Genomic DNA, 10,273 nt, shown 5'->3' on the forward strand with positions numbered 1-10,273 from the left:
GGCAGCCCGATCAGTTGACACGCTCCTTGAGCAGGACGCGTTCCGCATGCGCGGCGGCTGCATTGGAAATTCTGTCTCCGGCCTCGTTGAAAAGGTGGCAGACGTCAGCCGGCAGCGTGATTGCGATGCGTTCGCCCGCCCGCACGATCCGGCCTCGGCTGTCACGAATGATCAGGCTTTCCTCGCGTTCATTGGCATGTATGAATGTGTCGCTGCCAAGCAGTTCGACCATGGAAGCCTGCACGACATGGGCATCGGCCTGTCCGTGGCCCGCAAGCACGACATGTTCCGGCCGAATGCCCAGCGTAACGCGATCGCCGGGCTCGACATGCCGCTCGACCGGAATGTCTAGTACCGATCCCCAGGAAAGAGCCACGGTCACGACCATCTCGCGAATGGCAGCAACCTTGCCGTTCAGGAAATTCATCGCCGGCGAACCAATGAATCCGGCAACGAACAAATTGGCTGGCCGATGGTAAAGCTCGAGCGGTGTGCCGACCTGTTCGATGCGCCCGCCATTCATCACCACGATGCGGTCGGCAAGCGTCATGGCTTCCACCTGATCGTGCGTGACGTAGACCATGGTGGATGCCAGTTCAGCCTTCAGCCGCGCGATCTCCACCCGCATGCCGACACGCAATGCCGCGTCGAGATTGGAAAGTGGCTCATCGAGCAAGAAGAGTTTCGGCTTGCGTGTCATGGCGCGGCCGATCGCGACACGCTGGCGCTGTCCGCCGGAAAGCTCTCGTGGCTTGCGCTTGAGATAGGAACCGAGCCGCAGTTTCTCGGCAGCACGCCTTACGCGTTCAACGATTTCGGCGGCGGGCGTCCGTGCGATCTTCAGGCCGAAACCGATGTTGCGGCCGACATCCATGTGCGGATAGAGCGCGTAGGACTGGAACACCATGGCCACGCCTCTTGCCGGTGGCTCGGCACCGCTCATATCCGCGCCATCGATCAGGATACGGCCGGAGCTGATCGGCTCCAGCCCGGCGATGATCCGAAGCAGTGTGGACTTGCCGCAGCCCGACGGTCCCACCAGGACGCAGAACTCGCCGTCCTCGATTGTCAGCGACAGTTCCGGAATGACGGTCGTATTGCCGAAGGCCTTGGTGACTTTGTCGATCGAAAGCGTTGCCATGGGTCTAGCCTTTGACCGCACCGGCGAGCAGGCCCCGCACGAAGGCGCGCTGCACCAGCACATAAAGGAGGATGAGGGGAAGTGCGATGAGCGTAAGGATTGCGAAGAGGGCGCCGGGATTGGCCATATAGAGGCCGGAGTACTGCATGGGCACGATGGTGAGCGTCTTCATCTCGCTCTTAGTGAGAACGATGAGGGCGAGGAAGAACTCGTTCCACGTCACGATGAACTGCCAGATCGTGACGAAGGCCAGGGCCGGCCGCACCAGCGGCAAGGCCACGTGCCAATAGGTTTGCCAGGCGTTGCAGCCATCTACCCGCGCCGCCTCGAAGAGTTCACGCGGGGCATCTTCCATGAAGGACTTGAGGATGACCATGGCAAACGGCACGCCGAGCGCCGCGTAGGGCAGGATGAGTCCGATATAGGTGTTCACCCAGCCGAAATTCTGAAGGAGGATGGCGAGCGGCAGGACCATGGAGGCGAGCGGAACCATCAAGGTCGTGAGCAGCGTGGTGTAGAGGAAGATCGAGCCCTTCAGCCTCAGGATTGCGCAGGCGAAGGCGAACAGCGAGGAGACCGCGACCACGATCACCACTGTCGCAACCGTGATGATCAGGCTGTTCAGAAAAATGGCCCCCAGCGGATTGTCGCGAATGACGGTGACGAAGTTGTCGAAGGTCACCGGCCAGGTGAAGAGCTCTGCGTCGAAGGCCTGAGCCGGGGTGCGCAGCCCGATCGACAGCATGTAGATCTGGGGCACCATCCAGAAGCCGAGCACGATGAAGAGGACGGCATGGATGAGCACGCCGCGGATTCGGAGGCGGGTGAGGGGCATCATCACGGATGCTGCCTTGCCGCGGGCGTCAGGCGGGCGCCCAGCGCTGCGATCTGGATCAGCGAGAGGGTGAGCGCGATGACCAGCACGATGACGGAGAGCGCGGCCCCGCTGCCTGTGTCGCCCAGCACGAAGCTCTGCTTGAAGATGAATGTGCCGAAGACCTCGCTGGCCCGGTTCGGTCCGCCGCCGGTCATCAGGTGCACGATGGGGAAGGTCTGCAATGTGCCGATAACGCCCAGGAGCAGCAGGGATTTCGTTGCAGGGGCAAGCATCGGCACGATCACATGCACGGCAAGCCGCCAGCCCTTCGCTCCGTCTATGCGGGCGGCATCGAGCACTTCGCTGGGCAGGTTGGCGATGCCGGCGATGTACATGAGCATCGAGAAGCCGGTCCATTGCCAGATGTTGACGATGATCAGCGCATAGATCGCCGTCTCCGGGTCGCCGATCGGTGACGTCGCCATGACGATGCCGACGCGCTTCAAATACTCCTGGGCAATGCCATAGTAGGGCGCGTAAATTTGCACCCAAACCAGGCTGATGACCGAAACCGAGGTCACCACGGGCAGGAAGAACATGGTGCGAAAGAAGCCGCGAAGGGCGTGGGTATGGCGCTCGATGAAATAGGCGAGCAGCCCGCCAATCAGCATCTGCACCGGTATGGTGATGACGCCCCACAGAAACATGTTGCGCACCACGGTCCAGAAGGTCGGATCGCCGAGAACCGTCCTGTAGTTGGCAAGTCCGGCAAAGACCGCTCCGGCGCTTGTGCCGACATAGAGGCTCTGCCCGGCGACCCAGAGAATCGGATAGGCGATGAAGACGACAAACAGAAGCGTCGCCGGAAGCACGAAAAGATAGAGCCGCGAAGCTCTGGATGCCGATCGCCGCCCGACCTTCGCGATGGTGGATCCGGCTCGCATAGCTTCTGTGCTCATGATGCTTGCCATTTCAGAATGAAAGCGACCGGGCGCGTCTGCGCCCGGTCGTTCGTCCCAGGTTACTTTGCAGCAAGTGCCTTCTCGGTCGCCGCCTGCACGGTGGCGAGCGCTGCTTCCGGCTCGATGCTGCCAGCCGCGACGCCGGCAAGCGCATTGTCGAGCGCCTCGGCGACTGCCGGCGAGGCAAAGCGCTGGTTTTCCGCCTTGGGCAGGTCTGCCATGAAGCGGGCCGACATCTCCTTCACGTGATCGGTAATGTCGCCCTTCGGCGAATAGCCCTCGAACGCCGGGAGGTCGTTGAGGTCATTCAACGCCTCCTGAAGGCCAACGCCGTTGGTGAGTTCGGCAAGAAAAGTCCAGGCTTCGGGGTTCTTGCCACCATTCTTGGTCAGGCCGTAGCCGATGTCGATGCCGCCGACGGGCGGGCTCGCTGGATTGCCGTCCTTGACAGGAGGCAGATAAAAAAAGTCGAAGCCGTCCATGTTCTGGACAAACTCGGACAGTGGGGGAGGGAACTTGCTTTCCTGCATCCACCAGGAGCCGAGCACCATCATCCCGACCCTGCCCTGTGCAAAGAGCTGAGCGCCCGTCGGATAGGCATGCGCCCCAAGCGCTCCCTGTTGGAAGATGCCGTCGTCGAAAAGGCCTTTCCAGGCCTTCATCGCCTCGACGAGTTCCGGTGCTGTCCAGGGCGTTTCGCCCGCCTGGGCCTTGTCGACGATGCCCGGCGAGAACTGGTTGGCGAGCATGAGGAAAACGTTCTCGTTCTGCCAGCCGTCGGCCGCGCCCTGGAACATCGGAATATAGCCGTTATCGGTCAGCGCCTTGGCCGCAGCTTTCAACTCGTCATAGGTCTTTGGTGCCGAAAGATTGAGCTTTTCGAAGACCTTGCGGTTGTACCAGATGCACAGAACCTGGGATTCCTGGGGGATGATATAATAATTTTCGTCGCCCTTCGGATTGCCCATCAGCATCTGCTTGCGGTTGACCGGGAAGATCTTTTCCGCCCACTTGTCGCCCCACTGCTTGGCGGCGCGCTCGTTCACCGCTTCAAGATTTTCGCGATATTGTTGGGTGAGCGATCCTGGCTGCAGGCCGATCACGTCAGGCAGGCTCCCGGACGCCGCCGCCGCCTTCAGGGCCGTGATGTATTCAGGCGAATAGTTGTAATAGGTATATTTCACCTTGACGTCCGGATGTGCCTTCTCGAAGGCGGCGATGGACTTGTTCATCGTGCTCTGCACGAACCATGACCAGACGGTCACCTCTTTCTGCTCGGCATTCGCCGAAGCAGAAAGAGCGGCGGCGAGGATCGTCGTCGCAAGAAACAGCATCTTCCTCATAGTATTCCTCCCTTTTTCTACCACATAGTACGCGTCGCGAGCCTCCTACTCGCGGGCGCAGTGACCCATTGGAGGGTCGCTTTCCTAGCCGAGCAGCGGTTTGCATGCGCCGCTCATCAGTTCCGGCGTCAGGCGGCCTTGGCGGCTGCGACCGTCAACACGTCTTCCGTGATCACCCGGTCGTCCGCGAGCGGGCGGTTTGGCGTCAGGCCGAGCTTCTGCAGGTCGCCGTGATAGGCGCGCACGGCTTCCTCCGGGCCAATTGCGCCGTCGGCAACCGCCCGCATCAAAACGATGAGGTGAAGCGGCGCCTCGGCGAGGTTGATCTTGCGGCCGAAGAGCGCCAGGCGAGCACCGTAACGCTGCGACTGGGCGACTAGCTCGAACGTGTCGCGGGTGGTGCCAGCCCCGCCGCCGAGCACGCCCACGATCAACTCGGAATCGAAATTGGCGAGTTCTTCCATCGCCTTCGGCCCATTATATGGCGTCTTCAGGAACAGCGGACGCTCGGCCTTCGGCACGCTCGCCAATGACTTGATGATGTTGTCGTTGACGAATTCGCCGATTTGCTCAGTGCTGAGACCGATATCGACGCTTGGATTGAAGACCTCGTAGAAATATTTGAAGTTGGTGCGGGCCGCCTCGGCACGGAACTCGGCAAAGGCCTTCAACGTGCGGATGTCGAGTTCGACATCGTTGCTGAAGGAAACCGAATAGAGGGCAAGGTCCGTGCCGCGCGTCGGATAGTTGGCGATAGCGCGCGAAAGATTGGCATCGCGGAAGGGCACCGACGGCTTCTGGGTATAGACGCCGTGGCGCACGGCGCCCCAGCACATCGTTTCCAGATTGCCGCGGATCGCCGGTTTCATCTCACTGCCGAAGAAGGCGCCACGCTCGTCGAGAAGATCAAGGTTGGACTGCGACACCAGCATGATGTCGACGATGTCCTGTTTGATGATCTCCTCGATCTGGGCGATGAATTCCTGGCGGCTGCGGCGGCGCGGCGGCTTGACCGAATAGTCGAAGCCTGTAGCGGTCACGCCGGCGCCGACGTCGCTGTCCTTGGCATCGGCAATGACGAAATCGGTCGGCTTGTAGCGGCCGGCGCGAATGTTCGCCAGCTTCCTGTCGAGTCTCGTGACCATAGTGTTCCTCGGTGGATATGTTGTGCGGCTCTGCTGCCGCGCTCTTCCTTCGTCGTTCCAACATCATAGGCAGATATTTCTCACAATCTGTCAATAGCTACCTAAATCTTTCTAAATCGCGTATTTGGAGCGACGTGGCGCCGCGCCAATCTCATTCATCTGCCATAAGTTGGGATTTGCCTAGAATTAACGTATTGTTTTCATTATAAAATATTCAGAAGCCCCAATGAATGGCGCACTCTGAGCATTTGCACGAATTGCGTGCTGCGATGCCCATGAGCCGGCTCCGCAACGCCATTTCTGCGCAATTCCGGCGCGAAACTACAGAATTGCATTGACGCTGTGGAAGATAATGATAGCAATTGGCAGTGTCGGCAGAGGTGAGGAGGAGCGCGGCCGTGAGTGATGGTTTCGTCGCATCGTGCGCAGAACGCTATCGCGCCCTGATCGATCCGCGGTCCGGTTCGCTTGGCGCGGATGCCCTTGCGTCGGCGGGCCTGTTCCTGTGCGGCATCAGCGCATGTATCGATGCGCGGGTCGAGATGCACGACATGCAGCCGCTTCTGGGCGCACCGAACGGCAGCCCTGCGGCGCAACTCGCCGATCTTCTTCTTTCGCGTGCCACGCGCGGGGTGGGCGGCGAGGTGCGGTTCGACTGGCCGGAAGGCCCGGCGTGGCTGCGCGAGCGCTTGCCGCTGCGCTATGCACTGGGCGGAACCGGTCCTCAGGCGGCTTGGGTGCTAGGGCAACTTGGGGTCCGCTCCCTGGTCGCCATCGAGGATCGTCACGCGGCAATGCTGCGGTTGATACCGGCCGGCGTTCTGCTGGCGGAAAGCGGGACGCTCAAGACGCCGGATGCAGTGTCCCCGGCTGGTCCGCACATCCCGGAAATCTTCATTTTCGAATTCACCGCCGGCCGCGCGATCGGCGCCGTCGTGCCGACCCGCTCCTCACGTGTCATCGTCCGCTTCTGCGACCGCGGAATTCAGCATGACCAGGATTTCGAGACCATGTCGCGCCGGCTGGCGCCGTCAGCCGCAGCCGGGCTTCTTGCCGGGCTGAACGACGAGGCGGTGGAGAATGTCGGCGCCGCCAGCCGGCACGTCTTCGCTCTCAGCCGCGACTGGAAGGCAGCCGGCCTCAAGACGATCCATTTCGAGCTGGCGGGCTATGCCACGCAGCAGGCAGTCGAGGAGCTTTTTTCCCATTCCCGCGGTGCGATCACCTCGCTCGGAATGAGCCATTCCGAACTGCTCGCCATGAGCCCGTCCGCCCACCATCCCATGGAGGCTCTTGTGGCGCTAGGCGAGCGTCTCGATCTCGAGCGGGTGTGCGTGCATGCCGATACATGGGCCGCCGCCGCAACCTTGAACGATCCAAAGGAAGAGGAACGCGCACTGATGGCAGGCTGCGCTATCGCCAGCGCCAGGGCGGCGAATGGAGAACCCGCACGAACCATCGCGATCGCACCGACGGCCGAATTCCATCCACTTCCTTTCGAAACGCCCGTCCGCAAGGGACGCTGGACCTTCGTTGCCTGCGCTTCTCCCTACTTGGAGAAGCCAGTGACGACGCTCGGCCTGGGTGACAGCTTCACCGCAGGCTGTCTGCTCATCCTCGGACAACACCGCCACGCCGACGCCGGTCCCGCACTCCAACGCGCCTGAAGGACAAATTCCATGTTTCTCGAACGGTTCCGACTTGACGGTAAAACTGCCTTCATCACCGGCGGCGGCCGCGGCATCGGCCTGTCGACGGCCGAAGCGCTCGCGGAGGCTGGCGCACGGGTTACCATATCGGACATGGATCCTCGGGTGTTGGAGGCGGGGCGTGACGAGCTAAAGCGGAAGGGCCACCAGGTCGAAGCGGTACAGCTCGACGTAACCGATTCCAAGGCCGTTGCCGCAGCCGCTCGATCTGCCAATGAGCGTCACGGCGCGGTCGATATCCTGATCGCCAATGCGGGAATCGCCTGGCCCGACACAGGCGGGGAGGATATGAGCGACGACGTATGGCTGAAGGTGATCGACGTCGACCTGAATGGCGCCTATTGGTCATGCCGGGAATTCGCAAGACCCATGCTCGAACGTGGCCGTGGCGCGATCGTCACGCTGGGTTCCATGTCCGGATTGATTTCCAACAAGCCGCAGCGTCAGGTGCACTACAACACCGCAAAGGCCGCCGTTCACCACATGACACGCAGCCTTGCCGGAGAATGGGCCGAGCGCGGCGTGAGGATAAACTGTGTCGCGCCGACCTATGTCGATACTGTCATGTCGCGCGGCGGCTTCACTGACAACAAGCTGATGCCGGTGTGGATGGAGATGACGCCGATGAAGCGCGTTGCGCGCCCCGACGAGATTGCCGCTTCCATCCTCTTCCTTGCCTCGGATGCTGCGAGCGCTATGACCGGCGCGGTTGTGGTTGTGGATTGCGGCTATACGATTTGGTAGAGATTGAACGATCTGGCCTGAAATCCGTCGACCTCGCCGTCGGCTACCGAGCGGGTGAAGCATGGACTCTCCAAGCAGACGCGTCGAGATGCTTCCCGCCAAGCGGCGGGCTCTCATCCTGGAGCACCTGCGGGTCAGCGGGGCGGCCAGCATCCAGGAGCTCGCCGACACGATTGGCGGATCGCAATCAACGGTAAGGCGCGATCTCGAACACCTGGTGGAAAAGGGGTATCTCGAACGCACCCACGGTGGCGCACATTTGCTGCAGCCGATGCGCGCCACCTTCGAACGCGAGATGACCGTCAATGCAGAGCTGCAGCACGCCGAGAAGGTAGCGATCGGCCGCGAGGCCGCGCAGCGGCTGAGTGCTCGCGACAGCGTCATCTTCGACAGTTCCTCGACCGTGATGGAGGTGGTGCGCGCCGCCGCCGAGCGGGATTTGCCGCTGACCGTGGTGACGAACAGTCTCCAGATCGCCGATTTCGCGGCCGACATCAAATCCTGGCGCATCATCCTGCCGGGCGGCACTGTCCGTCCTGGCTATCGGCACCTTGCCGGTGAGCCGGGCGAGAGTTTCATCAGAACGCTTCATGCCGACCTCTGCATGACCGGCGCTTCGGCCGTCACGGGCACGCTGCTGACGGAAACCTCGCTCGAGGTGGCGTCGCTCAAGCGCGCCATGATCTCTTCCGCCCGCAAGACGATCCTGCTCGTCGACAGCTCGAAGTTCACCGCACCTGGTTTCTGCACGCTTTCGGATATTTCCGAAATCGACGAGGTGATCACCGACGAGGGCATTTCCCAGGACGCACTTTCGTCCTTGCGCTCCGCTGAGCGAAAAGTGACGGTGGTTAGCGCCAGCTCTTTGCCGGCTTCAGGGCGTTCCAAATTGTGATGGCCTGACGACGGGACGCTCGGTTGATTCGAGTGCATCCGACGCGGCAAAGTGAGCGTTAGCGGTCGCGACCTGTTCGCTGCAGGCAGGAATTTCGTTGTCCCGTAGAGTGCGCCTCGCCGCGCGCAGGCGTAAGTTGCATGTCGATTGGCACATTGAAACGACGCGGGAAATTCGCCGCGCTTCTCCATCTCGTAGTTGTTGAGGCTTGAAATGGCGCTGGTCGGTTTCCACACCGTCGCCGGGCAGCTGCAGCCCGTCTCGCCGACCTTCGAATCCTTCCATCCTTTCATCGGGAAGGCTTGTCATCGGGAAGGCTTGGGCGCTGATCCCCCGCGATGCTATAGCGAGGCGGGTTCGCGCATCACGGCAACATCTCTGGCCGCGAGGAATGCGATGATCTCGTCGTCGATCGCCTCCATGTTGGCTTCGCGAAACTTGTCGTGCGTGCCCGGGACGACAACGGTTTTTATCCTGGTTTTTTCAGACGCCCAGCCCCTGTATTGCTCCACCGTTGCGGCGCTCCATTCCGAACTGGCGAGAACCAGGATATCGCAGGGGTAAGACGAAGGCGAGAATCCGGCAGCGGCGCGGACGAGGGCGCTCTTGAATGCTTTCTGCCGGGTGTGACGCCCGATGCGCGTTTGTCCCAGCCCAGCGGCATGCAAGCCGTCGCGAAGCAGGCGCCAATAGACGACCTTGCGCGTGATCTGGCGCCGCCTGCTGGCGGTCATGCGGTCGTCCGGTATCGGCTTCAGCCAGGCCGAACCGAGCGGCGGCGGATCGATGAGCAGCAGCGCAGGCCGCTCGCCAGTCACTTCATAGGTGAGGCGCCCGACCTCGATCGCAAGCAAACCGCCAAGGCAGATGCCGCCGATTATATGTGGGTGTCGGCCTGTCACTGAGGTCAGGCCTTCAAAATAGTTGGCGCTTATCTCGTCCAGATTGGAATACGGTGTTTCGCCGGGCTCAAGACCCATGCCGCGCACGGCCATCACCGCGTATTTCTCCTTGAGGCGCTTTCCGAAGCGATTGGCGAACAGCGCCGATCCCGAAATGCCGTGGATCATTGCGATCGGCTCATGGCCGGAACCGCCGGATACCGGCACAATGAGTTGCCGTGCGGGGTGGGTTGGCGTCAAGGACGCGACCAGCCTGCCAAATTCACGCGGCGTCGGCGCCGCCAGCAGGACCGAAGTCTGGAGCTTGATGCCGAACCGGTTTTGGACGGCAAGAACGAGAGTTTCGGCGGTCAGCGAATCGCCCCCGAGATCGAAGAAACTATCGTCGATGTCCGCAGTCGGAATTTGCAGTTCCGTGGCGAAGATGCCGGCAATAACATGCGCGGGACCGTCGCTCGGTATCGCACGGATAGGCTGGATAATTGGCCGCACGCTCATCGGCAAGCCCCCTGGATCGATGATCGTCCGCCTTTTGGGAAAGCGTGGCGGTACATCGAATGCTTGCGTGCTTTTAACTCACAGCCTGTGCGGCTAACAAGGACTCATCGCAGCGAC

At 61.4% G+C, this 10,273-nt stretch carries 9 protein-coding genes; 3 read left to right on the forward strand and 6 right to left on the reverse strand.

The genetic code is table 11. The annotated features are described in order from the left end of the window. Positions 1 to 10: 10 nt before the first annotated feature. The 5 genes from ugpC to EOC94_RS06850 form a co-directional block, all read right to left on the reverse strand. Complete coding sequence (gene ugpC / locus EOC94_RS06830; protein WP_127289350.1) at positions 11 to 1,141, reverse strand: sn-glycerol-3-phosphate ABC transporter ATP-binding protein UgpC; 1,131 nt, start codon at positions 1,139 to 1,141, stop codon at positions 11 to 13. Between the two features lie 4 nt (positions 1,142 to 1,145). Next, positions 1,146 to 1,979: a carbohydrate ABC transporter permease gene (locus tag EOC94_RS06835; RefSeq protein ID WP_127289352.1), complete on the reverse strand. Its 834-nt coding sequence runs from the start codon at positions 1,977 to 1,979 to the stop codon at positions 1,146 to 1,148. Next, positions 1,979 to 2,917 (reverse strand): sugar ABC transporter permease, encoded by a 939-nt coding sequence (locus EOC94_RS06840; RefSeq protein ID WP_095483991.1) that lies wholly within the window; start codon positions 2,915 to 2,917, stop codon positions 1,979 to 1,981. Before EOC94_RS06840 ends, EOC94_RS06835 begins: the two co-directional genes overlap by 1 nt. 62 nt (positions 2,918 to 2,979) lie before the next feature. After that, a complete protein-coding gene (locus EOC94_RS06845; protein WP_127289354.1) occupies positions 2,980 to 4,263 on the reverse strand; it encodes an extracellular solute-binding protein in 1,284 nt (427 codons plus the stop codon). Between the two features lie 128 nt (positions 4,264 to 4,391). Continuing rightward, positions 4,392 to 5,408 carry a hypothetical protein gene (locus tag EOC94_RS06850; protein WP_127289356.1) on the reverse strand — a complete coding sequence of 339 codons (1,017 nt, stop codon included), beginning with the start codon at positions 5,406 to 5,408 and terminating at the stop codon, positions 4,392 to 4,394. A gap of 398 nt (positions 5,409 to 5,806) precedes the next feature. Between EOC94_RS06850 and EOC94_RS06855 the strand changes: the two genes are divergently transcribed. The 3 genes from EOC94_RS06855 (at position 5,807) to EOC94_RS06865 (ending at position 8,756) form a co-directional block, all read left to right on the forward strand. Continuing rightward, entirely contained in the window at positions 5,807 to 7,075 is a 1,269-nt protein-coding gene (locus EOC94_RS06855) for an ADP-dependent glucokinase/phosphofructokinase (protein WP_127289358.1), read from the forward strand. 12 nt (positions 7,076 to 7,087) lie between these two features. Beyond that, positions 7,088 to 7,861: an SDR family oxidoreductase gene (locus EOC94_RS06860; protein WP_127289360.1), complete on the forward strand. Its 774-nt coding sequence runs from the start codon at positions 7,088 to 7,090 to the stop codon at positions 7,859 to 7,861. A 61-nt stretch (positions 7,862 to 7,922) separates the two neighbouring features. Continuing rightward, positions 7,923 to 8,756, forward strand: a complete 834-nt coding sequence (locus EOC94_RS06865; RefSeq protein WP_095483648.1) for a DeoR/GlpR family DNA-binding transcription regulator — start codon at positions 7,923 to 7,925, stop codon at positions 8,754 to 8,756. 341 nt (positions 8,757 to 9,097) lie between these two features. On the opposite strand, the gene EOC94_RS06870 is transcribed toward EOC94_RS06865, so the two are convergent. Next, positions 9,098 to 10,156, reverse strand: a complete 1,059-nt coding sequence (locus EOC94_RS06870; RefSeq protein WP_127289362.1) for an alpha/beta fold hydrolase — start codon at positions 10,154 to 10,156, stop codon at positions 9,098 to 9,100. Positions 10,157 to 10,273 lie beyond the last annotated feature (117 nt).

Source organism: Mesorhizobium sp. M6A.T.Ce.TU.016.01.1.1 (assembly GCF_003997065.1).
Classification (GTDB): Bacteria; Pseudomonadota; Alphaproteobacteria; order Rhizobiales; family Rhizobiaceae; genus Mesorhizobium; species Mesorhizobium mediterraneum.

What these genes read in the sequence shown, in the direction of transcription:
- ugpC (WP_127289350.1), bottom strand. Translation starts at nt 1,141, where the DNA reads ATGGCAACGCTTTCGATCGACAAAGTCACCAAGGCCTTCGGCAATACG.
- EOC94_RS06835 (WP_127289352.1), bottom strand. Translation starts at nt 1,979, where the DNA reads ATGATGCCCCTCACCCGCCTCCGAATCCGCGGCGTGCTCATCCATGCC.
- EOC94_RS06840 (WP_095483991.1), bottom strand. Translation starts at nt 2,917, where the DNA reads ATGAGCACAGAAGCTATGCGAGCCGGATCCACCATCGCGAAGGTCGGG.
- EOC94_RS06845 (WP_127289354.1), bottom strand. Translation starts at nt 4,263, where the DNA reads ATGAGGAAGATGCTGTTTCTTGCGACGACGATCCTCGCCGCCGCTCTT.
- EOC94_RS06850 (WP_127289356.1), bottom strand. Translation starts at nt 5,408, where the DNA reads ATGGTCACGAGACTCGACAGGAAGCTGGCGAACATTCGCGCCGGCCGC.
- EOC94_RS06860 (WP_127289360.1), top strand. Translation starts at nt 7,088, where the DNA reads ATGTTTCTCGAACGGTTCCGACTTGACGGTAAAACTGCCTTCATCACC.
- EOC94_RS06865 (WP_095483648.1), top strand. Translation starts at nt 7,923, where the DNA reads ATGGACTCTCCAAGCAGACGCGTCGAGATGCTTCCCGCCAAGCGGCGG.
- EOC94_RS06870 (WP_127289362.1), bottom strand. Translation starts at nt 10,156, where the DNA reads ATGAGCGTGCGGCCAATTATCCAGCCTATCCGTGCGATACCGAGCGAC.